This window comes from Ottowia sp. (assembly GCF_035444425.1).
In the GTDB taxonomy this organism is placed as follows: Bacteria; Pseudomonadota; Gammaproteobacteria; order Burkholderiales; family Burkholderiaceae_C; genus Ottowia.
The window spans coordinates 1-16,626 of record NZ_DAOMOQ010000009.1 but is presented as its reverse complement, the minus strand read 5'-3'; the positions used below and the strand labels follow the sequence as shown (position 1 = coordinate 16,626).

General features: G+C 70.3%; 15 protein-coding genes. 9 read left to right on the top strand and 6 right to left on the bottom strand.

The window, feature by feature from the left end; translation table 11 throughout:
* Positions 1–22: 22 nt before the first annotated feature.
* Entirely contained in the window at positions 23–865 is an 843-nt protein-coding gene (locus PK606_RS05410; RefSeq protein WP_324561493.1) for an RT0821/Lpp0805 family surface protein, read from the bottom strand.
* A complete protein-coding gene (locus PK606_RS05405) occupies positions 862–1,374 on the bottom strand; it encodes an RNA polymerase sigma factor (protein WP_324561491.1) in 513 nt (170 codons plus the stop codon). Before PK606_RS05405 ends, PK606_RS05410 begins: the two co-directional genes overlap by 4 nt.
* 167 nt (positions 1,375–1,541) lie before the next feature.
* Here PK606_RS05405 and PK606_RS05400 point away from each other — a divergent pair, with 167 nt between their 5' ends.
* Complete coding sequence (locus PK606_RS05400; RefSeq protein WP_324561489.1) at positions 1,542–2,918, top strand: S8 family serine peptidase; 1,377 nt, start codon at positions 1,542–1,544, stop codon at positions 2,916–2,918.
* A 249-nt stretch (positions 2,919–3,167) separates the two neighbouring features.
* Complete coding sequence (locus tag PK606_RS05395) at positions 3,168–3,836, top strand: DUF4097 family beta strand repeat-containing protein (protein WP_324561487.1); 669 nt, start codon at positions 3,168–3,170, stop codon at positions 3,834–3,836.
* A 78-nt stretch (positions 3,837–3,914) separates the two neighbouring features.
* Here the strand turns inward: PK606_RS05395 and PK606_RS05390 are convergent, their stop codons facing one another.
* The 3 genes from PK606_RS05390 to PK606_RS05380 form a co-directional block, all read right to left on the bottom strand.
* The gene (locus tag PK606_RS05390) at positions 3,915–5,624 is read right to left on the bottom strand and encodes a hypothetical protein (RefSeq protein WP_324561485.1); all 1,710 of its coding nucleotides are present in this window, start codon (positions 5,622–5,624) and stop codon (positions 3,915–3,917) included.
* A gap of 62 nt (positions 5,625–5,686) precedes the next feature.
* Positions 5,687–6,859, bottom strand: coding sequence for a 3-phosphoglycerate dehydrogenase family protein (locus tag PK606_RS05385; RefSeq protein ID WP_324561483.1), 1,173 nt, complete (start codon positions 6,857–6,859; stop codon positions 5,687–5,689).
* A 134-nt stretch (positions 6,860–6,993) separates the two neighbouring features.
* Entirely contained in the window at positions 6,994–8,112 is a 1,119-nt protein-coding gene (locus PK606_RS05380; protein ID WP_324561481.1) for a phosphoserine transaminase, read from the bottom strand.
* Positions 8,113–8,181: 69 nt separating this feature from the next.
* On the opposite strand from PK606_RS05380, the gene pyrF reads away from it, so the two are divergent.
* The 7 genes from pyrF (at position 8,182) to tcuB (ending at position 15,641) form a co-directional block, all read left to right on the top strand.
* A complete protein-coding gene (gene pyrF / locus PK606_RS05375) occupies positions 8,182–9,024 on the top strand; it encodes an orotidine-5'-phosphate decarboxylase (RefSeq protein WP_324561479.1) in 843 nt (280 codons plus the stop codon).
* 13 nt (positions 9,025–9,037) lie between these two features.
* The gene (locus PK606_RS05370; protein ID WP_324561478.1) at positions 9,038–9,931 is read left to right on the top strand and encodes a LysR family transcriptional regulator; all 894 of its coding nucleotides are present in this window, start codon (positions 9,038–9,040) and stop codon (positions 9,929–9,931) included.
* A 104-nt stretch (positions 9,932–10,035) separates the two neighbouring features.
* The gene (locus PK606_RS05365; RefSeq protein ID WP_324561476.1) at positions 10,036–11,016 is read left to right on the top strand and encodes a Bug family tripartite tricarboxylate transporter substrate binding protein; all 981 of its coding nucleotides are present in this window, start codon (positions 10,036–10,038) and stop codon (positions 11,014–11,016) included.
* The gene (locus PK606_RS05360; RefSeq protein ID WP_324561474.1) at positions 11,013–12,014 is read left to right on the top strand and encodes a M14 family metallopeptidase; all 1,002 of its coding nucleotides are present in this window, start codon (positions 11,013–11,015) and stop codon (positions 12,012–12,014) included. The genes PK606_RS05365 and PK606_RS05360 overlap by 4 nt, the downstream gene beginning before the upstream one ends.
* 37 nt (positions 12,015–12,051) lie before the next feature.
* Positions 12,052–12,978, top strand: a complete 927-nt coding sequence (locus PK606_RS05355; RefSeq protein ID WP_324561472.1) for a LysR family transcriptional regulator — start codon at positions 12,052–12,054, stop codon at positions 12,976–12,978.
* 82 nt (positions 12,979–13,060) lie between these two features.
* A complete protein-coding gene (tcuA, locus tag PK606_RS05350) occupies positions 13,061–14,482 on the top strand; it encodes an FAD-dependent tricarballylate dehydrogenase TcuA (RefSeq protein WP_324561470.1) in 1,422 nt (473 codons plus the stop codon).
* The gene (gene tcuB, locus PK606_RS05345; RefSeq protein WP_324561468.1) at positions 14,469–15,641 is read left to right on the top strand and encodes a tricarballylate utilization 4Fe-4S protein TcuB; all 1,173 of its coding nucleotides are present in this window, start codon (positions 14,469–14,471) and stop codon (positions 15,639–15,641) included. Before tcuA ends, tcuB begins: the two co-directional genes overlap by 14 nt.
* A gap of 10 nt (positions 15,642–15,651) precedes the next feature.
* On the opposite strand, the gene PK606_RS05340 is transcribed toward tcuB, so the two are convergent.
* Positions 15,652–16,470: a M48 family metallopeptidase gene (locus tag PK606_RS05340; RefSeq protein ID WP_324561466.1), complete on the bottom strand. Its 819-nt coding sequence runs from the start codon at positions 16,468–16,470 to the stop codon at positions 15,652–15,654.
* Positions 16,471–16,626 lie beyond the last annotated feature (156 nt).

Here is a 16,626-nt window from a genome sequence, read left to right as displayed (position 1 = left end):
CGCAAGCGTGGCAAGCAGAACTCTATTGCGCCGGACTGTCTGACCAGCCGCGCAGCAGCAGCGCCTGCTCCTGCTCGGGGCTCAGTGCACCGCCGGGCAGGTGCCGGCTGACGTAGGCATCCACCGCCTCATGCAGGGCGTCGCCCGCGGTCTGGTAGGCATCGGCCTGCTGCTGCGCCCGCTGCACGAAGGCCACGCGCCACTGGCCGTCGGCCTCACGGCAGGCGATGCCGACCTCGTCCTGCCCGATGGGCGCCGGATGGCTCGCACTGAACTCGCGGCAGACCCGCCCGCCAGCACCGGCAAAGCTGGCGACCAGCTCGATCTGGTCGTCGCCAGCACGCAGGCGACGGCCGCTGGGCGCGGTTTCCAGCGCCACCATCAGTGCCGGCTGGCGCAGCAGTTCGCCGGCGCTGGCCAGCGGCACGGCGCCGGGGCCCGGCGCGTGCAGCTGGTAGCCGATCAGGCCGCCCAGCGCGACCAGCGCCAGGCTGGCGAACGCGGTCGCAGCGCCGAAACCCGGCCGGCCCAGACCCAGCCAGCCACGCAGACGTTCGCCCGGACCGGGTGCGGCAGCCTCGGGACAGCGAGTTGATGCGGGCGCGGCCGGCGCAGCGGCGCGCATCGGCGCCGGCAGCGGCGCCTGCAGGATGGCGGCGATCAGCGCCGATGGCACCGGCGCCTCCAGCGTGGCATCGAAGGCGCGGCGCGCCTGCTCGCCGCTGTCGACCAGCGCCTGCAGGCGCGCACGCAGGGCGGGCTGCGCATCCAGCGCCTGCTCGAGCTCGGCATAGCGCGCCTCGTCGTCGAACTGCGCATCCAGGTAGGCCAGCAGGACCTCGTCGTCGATGGGCGTGGAGTTCACGATCGCGCTCCCGCCCGCCCACCCAGGCCGTCGGCCAGCCGCGCGCGGGCGCGCGCCAGCCGGCTCATCACGGTGCCCACGAGCACGTCGAGGGCCGCCGCCGCGTCCTTGTACGACATGCCATCCACGGTCACCATCATCAGCACCACTTTCTGCTCCTCGGGCAAGGCGGCGATCAGGCGGCGCACGGCGCGCGCGTCGCTGCGCGCCTCCAGCACCTGCCGACCGTCCTCGCCGGCCATGTCGGCCAGCGCGTCGGTGTCGGCGTCGGTCTGGCGCCGCTGGCGCGCCCGGTGCTCGTCCAGCCAGGTGGTCTGGATGATGCGGAACACCCAGCTCGCCAGGCTGGTACCCGGCTGCCACTGATGCCAGCGCTCGATCGCCTTCAGGCAGGCCGACTGCACCAGGTCGTCGGCGGCATGTCCGTCACCCGTCAGGCCATGGGCGAAACGGCGCAGGCGCGGCAGCAGGCTGACCAGTTCGGCACGGGGATCGGAAACCGGTGGCATGCGCGCTCTTGCTTGACGGGACAACGCGGGCGGAGATGGACTTATTCCATCGATGGCGGCATGCTGGGAATGAACACCCGGCCTGCGACGTTGTCGATGGGCCGGGTCATGCTAACCCATGCCCATCGGTGATCCGCCGGATCGGCCGGCCTCCATTTGCCTCTTCCATGTCCACTGCCGCGCTTTCCACCCTGTCCGCGCGCCTGCTGCTGGCCCTGACCCTGTTGCTGGCGCCGGCGCTGGCGCCCTGGCACGGCGCCGACGGCCAACCGCTGCGACTGGCCACGGCCTGGGCCGATGACGGCGATGGTGATGGCGGCGGAGGCGGCAACGGCGGCGACGCCAGCACCGGCCCCTACCCCTGGGGCGATCACAGCCGCCCCGCCACCCGCCCGGCGCGGCGCACGCCCAAGCGCCGGGCTCCGGCGCCCCCGCCGGCACCATCGGACCTGGTGCCGAACGAACTGCTGGCGCTGAATCCCAGCGCCGCCGCGCTGGAGCGCGCCAGCGCGCTGGGCGCGACCGCGCTCGAGACCATCGCCGCCGGTGCACTCGAACTGCGCGTGGTGCGCCTGCGCCTGCCGGCCGGGCTCACGGCGCGCAACGCGCTGGCCCAGCTGGTGCGCACCGACCCCGGCGTGTTCGAGTACCAGCACCGCTACACGCTGGCGCAATCCCGGGTCGATCCCGCGGCAGCCGCGCGCTGCGAAGGCCCGGCATGTGGCACGCCCGGCCGGCTGGCCGGCATGATCGGCTGGCCGGCCGATCCCGGCGCCTGCGGCCGCGGCCAGATCGTCGGCATGGTGGATACACCGGTGCTGGTCAGCCATCCGGCCCTGGCCGGCAGCCAGTTGCGCGCCCAGGCGTTCCAGGACGCCGGGCGCCGCGCGGCAGCCGCGGACCACGGCACGGCGGTGGCGGCGTTGCTGGTCGGGCGCGCGGACAGCGGTTTCGCCGGCCTGCTGCCGCGCGCACGCCTGTTCGCGGCGGCACCGTTCCATCAGCCGCCGCAGGGCGCACCGGTGGCCGACGCCAGCGCACTGGTCAAGAGCCTGGACTGGCTGGCCGGGCAGCACACGCAGGTCATCGGCATGAGCCTGGCCGGACCGCGCAATCTGGTGCTGAACGCCGCGGTGCAGGCGGCAGCAGGAAAAGGCATCGTCATCGCCGCGGCCGCCGGCAACGGCGGCCGCAACGCGGCGCCGGCCTACCCGGCGGCCTTCGAGCGCGTGCTGGCCGTGACCGCCCTCGATGCCCGGCAGCAGATCTACCGGCGCGCCAACCAGGGTGCCTACATCGACTTCGCGCTGCCCGGCGTCGACGTCTGGAGCGCACGCCCCGACGGCGCGGGGCACCAGCGCAGCGGCACCTCGTACGCCGTGCCGTTCATGCTGGCCTTCGTGTCGCAATCGCTGGCGCAGCGCACCATCGTGCGCGAGGAACTGCTGCAAGGCCGCGCCGGCCCGGTGCTGGACCTGGGCACCCCGGGGCACGACCCGGTGTTCGGCTGGGGCCTGCCGCGCTTCGAGGGCGGGTGCAGCTGAGTCTGGCGCGCGTCGGCGTTCGTGCGCATGGTGCCGCCGTGGTCTGGCGACCGCGCAGCCGCTGACGCCCACTCGAGCCTGCGCTTCAGCGCAGCGCGAGAACCAAGGCAATGCGATGCCGCGCGACTGATGGAAAAAGCTGTTACATCCGCAAGCACCACTGCGGGAATAGCTGGTCGCCACAGGCGTTTTCATGGGCGGGACATCGAAAGGTCCATGCGCTTATTCACTGACGCCAAGGAGAGACCCATGAGGATCGAACAAGGACTGATTGCATTGAGCTGCGCGCTGCTGCTGGTGGCCTGCGGCGGCGATGACGATGGCGCCGCCACCGGCGCACCCGGCACCCCGCCGGGGCCGACCACCGGCGACACCGGTGGCACCACGCCACCGCCGGCCAGCCAGTTGCCGGTGGACCCGATGCCCACCGGCGGCACCTACCAGTGCCGCAACGTCACCCTGCTGAACGTGCGCATCGACAACCTCGAAGTGCCGGCAGGCTTCCAGTGCGCGCTGCGCGGCACCCAGCTGATCGGCAGCGCCAAGGTCAACCAGGGCTCGTTCCTGGACGCCCGTGACGTGCGCATGAACGGCAACATCCAGTCGCAGGGCGCTGCCGATATCGTGCTGAGCGGCGCCAGCTGGATCGGCGGCTCGGTGCAGATCGAGCAGGGCCAGTCCGCCACCTTGCAGGGCGCGCGCATCGATGGCGACATTCAGCTGACCTCCAACCGCGGCGCGCTGCTGGCCGAGAACAACCAGGTCGGCCAGAACATCCAGGTCAAGCAGAACCTGGGCGGCGTGACGCTGAACAACAACCGCGCCGCCGGCAACCTGGAGTGCCAGGCCAACCAGCCCGCGCCCACCGGCGGCGGCAACGTCGCGGCGCTGAAGACGGATCAGTGCCGGGCGCTGTGAGAAACAGATGAACTTCGAAGCTCTCGATTCAACCTGTTGCCGGCCAAAAGCCAGCATCGATTGCGTCGGGAGCTCGTCTCATGCGGGGCAACTTTGCAGCGCACGCTGGTCGACGGCGAAGAACGTGAACTCACCATCTGACGAGGAGAGCGCCTTGCGCAACGCCTGCGGACATCGTTCAGCCAAGCCGAGCAGCAAGGCGGACTGCTGCCCGTAAGCGTAGCGGCCCGCGCTGACGGCATAGTCGGCGCCGAAATCCTGCAGTTGCTTGATCAGGTCGGCTGGCCGTTGATTGGGCACGTGATCCAGCGGCCGACCCACTGGCAAACGACCGTAGAACAAGCCGTAGCTGTAGTTGCTGGTGGTCCAGATGCGCGATTGCGCACTGAGGCGTTGGTCGAAGAAGTCCGCCGCCTGCGGTCCCATCTGACGTACGAACGCCAGTTTCTGCCCGTCACCGAGGTCGATGCCCCTGCGCTCAGCCAATATCGAACTGAGCCCGAACACGAGCGCAATGAGTGAAGCACCCATCGCCAGCGCCGCGGGCCTGCCGATCAATCTGATGGCCGAGACATCCGCCGGGTTGGCCCCGGCTTGTGCATCACGGCGCAACCCAAGCGCCGCCAGCAGAATCAAGCTGCCCAGCCACAGCACATGCAGGCCATGCCGCACCTCGTACGACCCGAGCGTGAACCATAATCCGGTCAACGGCAACATGCACAGCCACCAGAGTCCGTGCAAGCGAAGGTCACGGCGCGAGAAATACCAACTGGCGGCAAGGATGAGCAGCCAGTGCGGCTGCTTGACGAGGTACTTGAAGATGGAGGACAGCACCGTGGCCAGCAGGCCGCGCTCACCCAGGCCCGCCTGCAGCACGCCCTGGTTGTCAACCATCTCGGCAAACGCCGCCAGCAACCACACGCCCACCGCAAGTACACCACCTGACGCGATCAGCAGGCTGCGCCAGGGCCAGGACCAGCGCCATACCCCGATCAACACCGCCAAGGGCAACATGCCGCAGGCCCACAAAATCGCCGGCTGCTTGACGTAAGCGGCGATCACACCACAAGCGACACCAGCGACCAGATAACGCTGCGTCCCGGGTGCCGCCGCATGGGCAAGCAGCAAGGCAGCGGAGGCGAGCAGCGCAGCTGCCATCAACGGATCAGCGTAGCTCAGCTTCAACGTCCGGAACGTGCTGAGCAACACCAACAGTGTGAGCAGGCCGGCCGCCACCGTGGTTCGCGCTTTCAGGGAATTCGGTCGAGGCCAGAATGCGCCGGCCACGCCGACCAGCACTAGTGTGGGCACGGCGGACGCGAAGCGCGTCAGCAACTGGCTTTGAAAACCATCCTGTGCCGCGTAGATCGACGCCAGCCAGTAGGCATACAACTGCGGGTAGGCGGCCTGCGTGTAACTGCGGTCGTAGGGTTCGCGCAGCAGATGCTGAATTGCCCAGAGATTCCAACTGTAGATCTCGTCATGCCGCGCAAAACCGCTCAGCATCATGCTGACCGCCAGACCAGCAAACACCACCAAGGGCACGATGCCGAGTACCAGCGCAAGGCGATGCGCTCCAAATACCTTGCGCTGCAGCCAGAGTGCGATGAGGCCGACGATCAGGGCCAAGGTCAACAACTGCGCGGCAACGAACAGCACGCGCGGCACCGGTGCCAGATTGGCATGAACGACCGCCAGCAGCGCAGACGCGCCAAGGCTCAGCACAATGCCGGCCGAGCACGTCAGCAAGGTGTTGTCGACCTCCAGCCGCAACGGCGCTGAACTCACGTCAATGATGTTGGCGGTTCATCCGGACAACACGTGCCATTGCCTTGTTCGACGCCACGTATTCACACCACCCGCACGCTGATGACGCCATTCACCGCGCGGATCGCGTCGATCACCGCGTTGTCTGGCGCCGAGGCGACGTCGATGATGTTGTAGGCCAGCGCATCGCGGCTGCGGTTGCTCATGTCGAGCACGTTGACCTTGGCGTCGGCCAGCACCGACAGCACCTGGCCGAGCACGCCAGCGACGTTGTCGTTGGCGAAGGTGACGCGGGTCGCACCGGGCGTGCGGTCCATGCGGATGGCGGGGTAGTTGACCGAGTTGCTGATGTGGCCGTTCTCCAGGAAGTCGATCACCTGGTCGGCCGCCATGACGGCGCAGTTTTCTTCCGACTCCTCGGTGCTGGCGCCGATGTGCGGCATGGCGATGACCCTGGGGTGGGTCACCAGGCCGGGCTCGGGGAAGTCGCACACGTAGCGACCCAGGCGGCCGCTGTCCAGCGCCTGCTGCACCGCCTCCGGGTCGACGATGGATTCGCGCGCGAAGTTGAGCAGCACCGCGCCCTCGCGCACGTGCTGCAGCGTGTCGGCGTTGATCATGTGGCGCGTGGCGTCCAGCGCCGGCACGTGCAGGCTGATGTAGTCCGAGCGGCCCAGCAGCGACGGCAGGTTCTCCATCCGCTGCACCGCGTTCGAAAGCCGCCAGGCGGCATCGATCGACAGCGCCGGATCGAAGCCCAGCACGTTCATGCCCATGGCCAGCGCGATATCGGCCACCAGCGAGCCGATGGCGCCGAGGCCGACGATGCCGAGCGTCTTGCCGCGCAGCTCGCCGCCGGCGAAGCGGCTCTTCTCCTTTTCCAGCAGCGCGTGCATGGCGGCCGAATCGCCCATGTCGGCCAGCGACTGCGCGTAGGCGATGCCCGGCAGGATGCCGCGCACCGACAGCAGCATGCCGGCCAGCACCAGCTCCTTCACCGCGTTGGCGTTGGCGCCGGGCGTGTTGAAGACCACGATGCCGCGCTTGCCGTAGTCGGCGATCGGGATGTTGTTGACGCCGGCGCCGGCGCGCGCCACCGCCAGCAGCGAATCGGGCACCGGCTCGCCGTGCAGCTTGTGGCTGCGCAGCAGGTAGGCGTCGGGGCTCTCGATGTCCTTACCGACTTGGTACTTGTCGCGCCCGAAGCGCTCCAGGCCCTTGGACGAAATGGCGTTGTAGGTCTTGATCTTGAACACGGTGGTATTTCCTGCGGTTGACTCCCGCCAGCAAGCATGCAAGCGGGTCGGCGTGAAAGAGACGGCGCTCACCCGTGGCGGCGCCGTCGGCCTTCAGCCTGCCCTCTCCCGGCGGGAGAGGGAAATGGCCTGCGTCAGCCCTTGACTTGCTGGTAGCCCCATTCCAGCCAGGGCAGCAGCGCTTCCAGGTCGCCCTGCTCGACCGTGGCGCCGCACCAGATGCGGATGCCGGGGGGCGCGTCCTTGTACGAGCCGATGTCGTAGGCCACGCCTTCGGTCTCCAGCAGCTTGGCCAGTGCCTTGACCTGGTCGGCCGGCAGGTCGACCGACAGGCAGACGCTGGTGTTGGAGCGCGTCTCGGGCGTCTTGGCCAGGAACGAGATCCAGGGCGTCTTCGCCACGAAATCCTCGATCACCTTCAGGTTGGCCTGGCTGCGCGCCACGGTACCCTTCACGCCGCCCACGCTCTCGCACCACTTCAGCGCGTCGAGGTAGTCGGCCACGCACAGCATCGACGGCGTGTTGATGGTGTCGCCCTTGAACAGCGCCTCGTTCAGCTTGCCGCCGCTGGTCATGCGGAAGATCTTCGGCAACGGCCAGGGCGGGCTGTAGCTCTCGAGTCGCTCGACCGCGCGCGGACTCAGGATCAGCATGCCATGGCCACCTTCGCCACCCAGCACCTTCTGCCACGAATAGGTGACGACGTCGAGCTTGTGCCAGGGCAGCTCCATCGCGAACACGGCGCTCGTGGCGTCGCAGATCACCAGGCCCTGGCGATCATCGGCAATCCAGTCGCCGCCCGGCACCCGCACGCCGCTGGTGGTGCCGTTCCAGGTGAACACCACGTCGTTGTCGAAGTTGACCTTCGACAGGTCGGGCAGTTCGCCGTAGCCGGCTTCGTGGCGCGTCACGTCCTTCAGCTTGAGCTGCTTGACCACGTCGGTCACCCAGCCGGCGCCGAAGGATTCCCAGGCCACCATGTCGACGCCGCGCGCGCCCAGCAGCGACCACATCGCCATTTCCATCGCGCCGGTATCGGAGGCCGGCACGATGCCGATGCGGTAGCCCTCCGGCAGGCCGAGCAGGCGCGCCGACTCGGTGCAGGCCAAGCCGAGCAGCTTCTTGCCCAGCGCCGAGCGGTGCGAACGGCCGAGGCCCGACTGGTCGAGGGCGGCCACGTCATAGCCCGGCCGCTTGGCACAGGGGCCGGACGAGAAGTTGGGAATATTCGGTTTGCGGGAAGGTTTGGTCATGCGCGACTCGCGTCGAGGAGAAAAAAGGCAAACGCGAATTCTAGGACTCGCGCCCTAGAATGTGCCGTCATGAACTTCATTGACCAGCTTGGCGAAGCGGAATCATCCAACCGCTCGATGCTGTGCGTCGGCCTGGACCCGGAACCGAGCCGCTTTCCGGCCGGCATCACCCGCGACGCCGAGGGCATCCACGATTTCTGCGTTCGCATCGTCGAGGCCACGGCCGACCTGGTGATCGCCTTCAAGCCCCAGATCGCCTACTTCGCCGCACACCGCGCCGAGCCGCAGCTCGAGCGCCTGATCGCCCGCATGCGCGAGATCGCCCCCCGGGTGCCGATCATCCTCGACGCCAAGCGCGGCGACATCGGCAGCACCGCCGAGCAGTACGCCAGGGAAGCCTTCGAGCGCTACGGCGCCGACGCCGTGACGCTGTCGCCCTTCATGGGTTTCGATTCGGTCGAACCCTACCTGAAGTACCCCGGCAAGGGCGCCTTCCTGCTGTGCCGCACCTCCAACCCCGGCGGCGACGACTTGCAGAACCAGCGCCTGGCCAGCATCGACGGCCAGCCGCTGCTGTACGAACACGTCGCGCGCCTGGCCCAGGGCCCGTGGAACCTGAACGGCCAGCTCGGCCTGGTGGTCGGCGCCACCTACCCGCAGGAGATCGAGCGCGTGCGCGAACTGGCGCCGACGCTGCCGCTGCTGATTCCCGGTGTCGGCGCGCAGGGCGGCGATGCCGCGGCCACGGTGCGTGCCGGCTGGCGCGGCGATGCGCAGGGGGCCAGCAGCGGCCCGATCATCGTCAACAGCTCGCGCGCCATCCTGTACGCCAGCGGAGGCACCGACTTCGCCGCCGCCGCGCGCGCGGCGGCGCTGGCGACGCGCGACGCACTGAACGCCGCGCGCGGCTGAGCGCCATCGGTCCATGCAGCTCAAGTGGCTGGAGGACTTCGTCGCGCTGGCGCAGACCCGCAGCTACACCCGCGCGGCCGAGCTGCGCCACGTCACCCACCCGGCCTTCGGTCGGCGCATCCGCGCGCTCGAGTCCTGGGCGGGCACGCCGCTGCTGCATGACGGGCGGGGGCCGCTGGCGCTGACGCCCGCCGGCGAGTCGTTGCTGGAAACCGCGCAGCAGACCCTGCGCGGCCTGCACGGCGTGCGCGAGGAGCTGCAGGATGTGGCCGGACGCCAGGCGCGCAGCGTCAGCCTGGCCACCGGTCGCACACTGGCGCGCACCCTGGTGGCCGACTGGCTGGTGCGGCTGCAGCCGCTGCTGCGCGACGCCGAGCTGCGCGTGATAACGCGCTCGCTGGCCGACACGGCGCAGATGCTGGAGCAGCGCGAAGTCGATTTCACGCTGGCCTACCACCACCCGGCGCTGGCGCTGCGGCTGGACGGGCGCCAGTTCAGCCACCTCACCCTGGCCAGCGACCGCCTGCTGCCGGTCTCGCGCGCCGATGCGCGCGGCCACGCGCAGCATGGCCTGGGCGGCAGCGCACCGACGCCTTATCTGGCCTACGCATCCACGCTGGCGCTGGGGCGGCTGGTGGCCGACCATTTCGCCCACCACCCGCAGGCGCCGCGGCTGGCGCGCCGCGTCGAATGCGACTCGGCCGACGCCATGCACGAGTACGTGCTGCGCGGCCTGGGCGTGGCCTGGCTGCCGGAATCCATGGTGCGCGAGGACTGCCGGGCCGGCCGCATGCAGGTGGTGGGCGAGGGCGCGCTGGCGGTGGATTTCGAGATCCGCCTGTACCGCCCCAAGCAGCGGCTGGGCGAACTCGCGGAATCGGTCTGGCAGGCCTTCTCGGCGCGTTGACCGGCGCGGTCACGATCGCCACATCGGCACGGGCTGGTGCCATCTTGGCACCAAGAAACACCTGTGACAGCCCACAATGCGCTGACACATCCAAGGAGCACGCCATGACACTGCCTCGCACCGTCCGACTCGCCACCACCCTGTGCGCCGCGCTGGCGCTGGCCGGCACCGCCGCCCTGGCGCAGGCGCCCGCCTACCCGAGCAAGCCGGTCACCCTGGTGGTCGGCTACCCGGCCGGCGGCAGCACCGACCTCACCGGCCGCACCCTGGGCGAAGCCCTGGCCAAGCAGCTCGGCGTACCGGTGGTGATCGAGAACGTGGGCGGCGCCGGCGGCGCCATCGGCGCGCAGAAGGTCGCGAATGCGGCGCCCGACGGCTACACCCTGCTGGTCGGCGCCAACAACGAGGTGGCGATCAGCCGGCTGGTCACCAAGACCACCAGGTACGAGCTGAAGGACTTCACGCCGATCGGCATGGTGGCCTCGCAGCCGATGGTGCTGGTGGCCTCGCCCTCGGCCGGCGTGAAGAACCTCGATGAGTTCATCGCCAAGGTCAAGGCCGCGCCGGGCAAGTACAGCTACGGCAGTTCGGGCGTCGGCACCGGCCTGCACCTGGCCGGCGAGATGGTCAAGCAGCGCGCCGGCCTGTTCATGACCCACATCCCCTACCGCGGCGTGGCGCCGCTGACCACCGACCTGATCGGCAACAACCTGGAGTTCGGCGTCTTCGTGCTCTCCAGCGGGCTGCCGCACATCAAGAGCGGCAAGGTGGTGGCGCTCGGCACCACCGAGGTCAAGCGCTCGCCGATGACCCCCGATATCCCGGCGCTGGGCGAGCACCCGGCGCTCAAGGGCATGGAAATCGGCACCTGGTTCGCCCTGCTGGGTCCGGCCAAACTGCCGGAAGCCGTGGTCGCGCGGCTGAAGAGCGCCCTGGCCGAGGCGCTGAAGTCGCCCGAGTTCCGCCAGAAGATGGAAGCCAGCGGTTCCACCGTGGCGTCGTCGAACATCGACATCGGCCCGTTCCTGCAAGGCGAAGTCGAGAAGTACCGCAAGATCGTGCAGTTCGCCAAGATCGAGCAATGAGCCAGCTACCCGCCCTGCGGTTCGATCTGCCGCTGCCGGACATCGGCGCCTGGCGCGCCGGCAACACCGGTGTCGAGGGCGTGTGGCGTTTCGACTCCGGTCAACCCGGCCGCCACGTGCTGATCAGCGCGCTGATCCACGGCAACGAACTGTGCGGCGCCTGGGCGCTCAAGGGCCTGCTGGAAGCCGGCCTGCGTCCGCAGCGCGGCAGCCTGACATTGATGCTCTGCAACCTGGCGGCGTTCGACCGCTTCGACGCCGCGCACCACGACACGGCGCGCTTCGTCGAGGAAGACCTGAACCGGCAGTGGTCGCCCGAGCGCATGCAGGGCGGCGAGACACTCGAGCGCCGCCGCGCCGCCGCGCTGCGGCCGTTCGTCGAGCAGGCCGACTGGCTGCTCGACCTGCATTCCATGCACGAGCCGTCGGCGCCACTGCTGCTGACCGGCGTGCAGCCGCGCAACCTCGAGCTGGCGCGCCGCCTGCGCGCGCCAGAGCACATCGTCATCGACGCCGGCCACCAGGACGGCGTGCGCATGCGCGACTTCGGCCGTTTCGGCCGGCCCGACGGGGAGGCCGGGGATTCGCGCTCGCTGCTGATCGAATGCGGCTTCCATGGCGACCCGTCCAGCCGCGCCGTGGCGCAGGACATATGCCTGCGCTTTCTCGAACAGGCCGGCACGCTGGACGCCGACCAGCTCGCCGCCGCGCTGCCCGGCTGGCGCCTGCCGGACGCGCCGCACCAGTGGGCGCTCACGGTGGACGGCGCGGCCGTCGCGCGCAGCGAACGCTTCGCCTTCACCGGGCCGTTCACCGGGCTCGAGGTGTTCGCGCACGCCGGCACGGTGATCGGCCACCACGACGGTCCCGGCCAGGGCGAGGCGGTGACGACGCCGTACGACGACTGCGTGCTGGTCATGCCCTCGATGCGGCAGGCGCGCGCCGGCGTGACGGTGGTGCGCTTCGCGCGCCGGGCGGCGCTGCGCGATCGGGCATGATGCGGCGGTCGGCCGATCGCCGAACGAACGTCCGCCCATGGAACTGCGCCAGCTGCGCTACTTCGTCAAGGTCTGCGAGGCCGGCAGCATGGGCCGCGCCGCGCTCGAACTCGGGCTGGCGACGTCGGCGCTGAGCCAGCAGATCAGCCGGCTGGAAGGCGAACTCTCGACGCGCTTGCTGCAGCGCCAGAGCACCGGCGTGGTGCCGACCGACGCCGGCCTGGCGTTCCTGCAGCAGGCGCAGCTCACCCTGCGCCACGCCGACGACGCCGTGCGCGCCGCGCAGACCGCGCGCCTGTCGGGCCACGTCAGCATCGGCCTGGCGTCGACCACGGCCTCGGTGCTGGGCGTGCCGCTGATGCAGGCCATGGCCGAGCGCTACCCCGCCGTGCGCCTGCACCTGGTCGAGGCGCTGTCGGGCCACCTGACCACCATGCTCAACGCGCGCCAGCTTGACCTGGCGATCCTGTTCCGCGCCGACGCCGGCCGGCGCTGGAGCGTTACGCCGCTGCTCGACGAACAGCTCTACGTCATCGGCGCGCCCGGCCTGCCTGGCATGCCGCCGGGTCCGCAGGTGCGGCTGGCGGAGCTGACGCGCCTGCCGTTGATCCTGCCGTCCGGCAGCCACGGGCTGCGCGCGCTCATCGACACCGCGTTCGCACGCCTGCGCCTGGCGCCCACGGTGCTGGCCGAGGTCGATGGGCTGTCGCTGCTGATGGCCGCCGTGCGCGCCGGCCACGGCGCCACCATCCAGCCCAGCGCCGCCACCGGGCGGCTCGAGCCCGGCGCCGTGCGCAGCGTGCTGCTGACCGACGCCCACACCAGCCGGCGCAACCTGCTGGCCAGCCTGTCGGAGGACGAGCTGTCGCCCGCCGCGCTGGCCGCGCGCGTGGTGCTGGCCGACGTGGCGCGCACGCTGGTGACGAGCGGTCGCTGGCCCGGCACCAGCCTTCACAAGAACTGAACACCCGTTGTCCAGGGCCGTCTTGCCGCTGCGGCAGCCGGCTCCTACAGTCGCTTCGCTCAAGCGACAACCTGGAGGCAATGTGGTCGATGTGCTGGTCATCGGCGGTGGCAACGCCGCCCTGTGCGCCGCGCTGATGGCGCGCGAAGCCGGCGCCAGCGTGCTGCTGCTGGAAGCCGCGCCGCGCGAATGGCGCGGCGGCAACTCCGGCCACACGCGCAACCTGCGCTGCATGCACGACGCGCCGCAGGACGTGCTGGTCGACGCCTATCCCGAGGAAGAGTACTGGCAGGACCTGCTCAAGGTGACCGGCGGCCAGACCAACGAGCACCTGGCGCGGATGGTGATCCGCGCCTCCAGCAACTGCCGTCCCTGGATGCGCCGCCACGGCGTGCACTTCCAGCCCGCGCTGGCGGGCACGCTGCACGTGGCGCGCACCAACGCCTTCTTCATGGGCGGCGGCAAGGCGCTGGTCAACGCCTACTACCGCAGCGCCGCGAAGCTGGGTGTGCAGGTCCGCTACGAGGCGCCGGTCGATCGCATCGAGATCGAGGGCGGCCGCTTCGTCGCCGCGCACGTCAAGACGAAGCACGGCAGCGAGCGCATCGAGGCCCGCACCTGCGTGCTGGCTGCCGGCGGCTTCGAATCCAACCGCGACTGGCTGCGCCAGGCCTGGGGCCGCAACGAGCGCGGCGAATGGCCGGCCGACAACTTCCTGATCCGCGGCACCCGCTTCAACCAGGGCGTGCTGCTCAAGCACCTGCTGGATGACCACGGCGCCGACCGCATCGGCGACCCGACGCAGGCGCACATGGTGGCAATCGATGCGCGCGCGCCGCTGTACGACGGCGGCATCTGCACCCGCATCGACTGCGTCAGCCTGGGTGTGGTGGTCAACCGCGAGGCCGAGCGCTTCTACGACGAGGGCGAGGACTTCTGGCCCAAGCGCTACGCCATCTGGGGCCGCCTGGTGGCGCAGCAGCCGGGCCAGATCGCCTGGTCGGTCATCGACGCCAAGTCCATCGGCCGCTTCATGCCGCCGGTGTTCCCGGGCGTGGCGGCCGATTCGCTGCCCGAGCTGGCGCGCAAGCTGCAGCTCGATGAGGCGACCTTCGTGCGCACGCTCGGCGACTACAACGCCGCCTGCGTGCCCGGCCACTTCGACCACACCACGCTGGACGACTGCCTCACCCAGGGCATCAGCCCCGCCAAGACGCACTGGGCGCGCCCGATCGACACCGCGCCGTTCTACGCCTACGCGGTGCGGCCCGGCATCACCTTCACCTACCTCGGCCTGCGCACCGACGACACCGCGGCAGTGCGCTTCGGCGACCGGCCCAGCGACAACCTGTTCGTGGCCGGCGAGATGATGGCCGGCAACGTGCTGGGCAAGGGCTACACGGCGGGGGTCGGCATGTCGATCGGCACCGCCTTCGGCCGCATCGCCGGCGCCAACGCAGCGCGCGCCGCCATGAACCAGGAAGTCGTGCATGGACTCGCTTGAATCGCTGACGCGCGAGGCGCGCACGCTGGCCGGCGCCCTGCCGGCGCTGACCGCCTCCGAAGCCGAGGTCGCGCGGCAGATGGCGATCTGCAACGCCTGCCGCTACTGCGAGGGCTTCTGCGCCGTGTTCCCGGCCATGACGCGCCGGCTCGACTTCACCCGCGCCGACGTGCACTACCTGGCCAACCTGTGCCACAACTGCGGCGCCTGCCTGCACGCCTGCCAGTACGCGCCGCCGCACGAGTTCAAGGTCAACGTGCCGCAGGCCATGGCGACGCTGCGCGGACAGACCTACGCCGACTACGCCTGGCCGCCGGCGCTGGGCCGGCTCTACCAGCGCGCCGGGCTCACGCTGTCGCTGGCGCTGGCGCTCGGGCTGGCGCTGTTCCTGGCGCTGGCGGCGGCCCGCAAGGGCTCGATCTGGGGCGCGGCGCAGGGCGGCGACTTCTACGACATCTTTCCGCACAAGCTGATGGTCGGCCTGTTCGCGCCGATCTTCCTGTTCGCGCTGCTGGCGCTGACGCTGGGCGTGCGCCGCTTCCTGCGCGAGCTGAAACCAGCCACCAGCGGCGCGAGCGCCGGCAGCGCCGCCACGGCCGAAGCCGCGCACGACGTGCTGCGCCTGAAGTACCTGGACGGCGGCCACGGCGAAGGCTGCCACGACGAGGACGACGCCTACACCCTGCGCCGCCGGCGCATGCACCACCTCACCTTCTACGGCTTCGGGCTGTGCTTTGCCGCCACCAGCCTGGCGACGGTCTACCACTACGTGTTCGGCTGGGTGGCGCCGTACGACCTGCCCTCGATTCCCAAGCTGCTGGGCGCGGTCGGCGGTGTCAGCATGGTGATCGGCACCGTGGGCCTGTGGCGCCTGAACCTGCGGCGCGACCCGATGCAGGGCGACACCACCCAGCGCCCGCTGGACCGCGGCTTCATCGCCCTGCTGCTGCTGATCAGCGCCAGCGGCCTGCTGCTGTGGTGGGCGCGCGGCACGGCCGCCATGGGCTGGCTGCTGTGCCTGCACCTGGGCGCCGTGATGGCGCTGTTCGCCACCATGCCCTACGGCAAATTCGCCCACGGCATCTTCCGCGGCGCCGCGCTGCTGCGTTACGCGGTCGAGAAGCGCCAGCCGAGTCCGCTCGGCTTGGGGGCCGACTGACGCCGTGCCCTCAGCGCCGCGCCCGCGCCTGTTCGTACAGCGGCATCACCTTCGGCATCGCCGCCTGCAGCGAAGCCATGCGGTTGCCCGGCGCCGGGTGGGTCGACAGGAAGTTCGGCCCGCCGCCGCTGCCGAGCTGCGACATCTTCTGCCACAGCGTGATCGCCGCGCGCGGGTCGTAGCCGGCGCGCGCCGCCAGCTCCAGGCCGTACAGGTCGGCCTCGCTTTCCATGTGGCGCGAGAACGGCAGGTCCATGGCCAGCTGCTTGCCCAGGCCGGCCAGCTGCGTCACGCCCTCGCCCAGGCCGAGCAGCGCGCCGCCGATGGCGACCGCCATGTCGCCGGCCGCCGTCTGCGAGATCTTCTCGCGCGTGTGCTCGCGCAGCGCATGCGCCATCTCGTGGCCCATGACGGCGGCGATCTCGTCATCGGTCAGGCGCAGCTTGCGCAGCAGGCCGGTGTAGAAGGTGATCTTGCCGCCCGCCATCACGTGGGCGTTGACGGCATCCTCGTTGATCAAGACCAGCTGCCAGGGCCAGCGCGCGGCGTCGGGCCGGAACGCCGCCACCTGCGGCACCAGGCGCTGCATGACGGCGTTGACGCGGCCCCACTCCGGCCCGCTGGTGATCAGCGTGCCTTCCGAGCGCGCCTCGTTGTTCTGCTGCGCGTAGTACTGCAGCGACTGCTGCATCACCTGCTCGGACGACACCAGCAGCAGTTGCGAGCGCGCCTGCCCGCCGGAGGCGACGCTGCCGCTGGTGGTGCTGGCGCAGCCGGCCGCCAGCGCGGCGGCACTCAGCGCGGCGACAAGGGTGTGGCGGAATTTCATGCCCGAAGACTCCCATCGGTCGTGACGAATCGCCCCGAATTGTGCCCCGATCGGGTCTGCATCCGCGTCGGACAAGGGCTTGCCCCCAGGCGCGCCCGATTCGCCTCTTTTCCCGGCGTGCCCTATTTGGGCATGGCGCAGTGTCCGGCGTTGGTC

Bases quoted from the DNA above. Each gene is read 5' to 3' on its own strand.
- PK606_RS05365 (WP_324561476.1), top strand. From the start codon at position 10,036: ATGACACTGCCTCGCACCGTCCGACTCGCCACCACCCTGTGCGCCGCG.
- pyrF (WP_324561479.1), top strand. From the start codon at position 8,182: ATGAACTTCATTGACCAGCTTGGCGAAGCGGAATCATCCAACCGCTCG.
- PK606_RS05400 (WP_324561489.1), top strand. From the start codon at position 1,542: ATGTCCACTGCCGCGCTTTCCACCCTGTCCGCGCGCCTGCTGCTGGCC.
- PK606_RS05370 (WP_324561478.1), top strand. From the start codon at position 9,038: ATGCAGCTCAAGTGGCTGGAGGACTTCGTCGCGCTGGCGCAGACCCGC.
- PK606_RS05360 (WP_324561474.1), top strand. From the start codon at position 11,013: ATGAGCCAGCTACCCGCCCTGCGGTTCGATCTGCCGCTGCCGGACATC.
- PK606_RS05405 (WP_324561491.1), bottom strand. From the start codon at position 1,374: ATGCCACCGGTTTCCGATCCCCGTGCCGAACTGGTCAGCCTGCTGCCG.
- tcuB (WP_324561468.1), top strand. From the start codon at position 14,469: ATGGACTCGCTTGAATCGCTGACGCGCGAGGCGCGCACGCTGGCCGGC.
- PK606_RS05395 (WP_324561487.1), top strand. From the start codon at position 3,168: ATGAGGATCGAACAAGGACTGATTGCATTGAGCTGCGCGCTGCTGCTG.
- PK606_RS05380 (WP_324561481.1), bottom strand. From the start codon at position 8,112: ATGACCAAACCTTCCCGCAAACCGAATATTCCCAACTTCTCGTCCGGC.
- PK606_RS05340 (WP_324561466.1), bottom strand. From the start codon at position 16,470: ATGAAATTCCGCCACACCCTTGTCGCCGCGCTGAGTGCCGCCGCGCTG.
- PK606_RS05355 (WP_324561472.1), top strand. From the start codon at position 12,052: ATGGAACTGCGCCAGCTGCGCTACTTCGTCAAGGTCTGCGAGGCCGGC.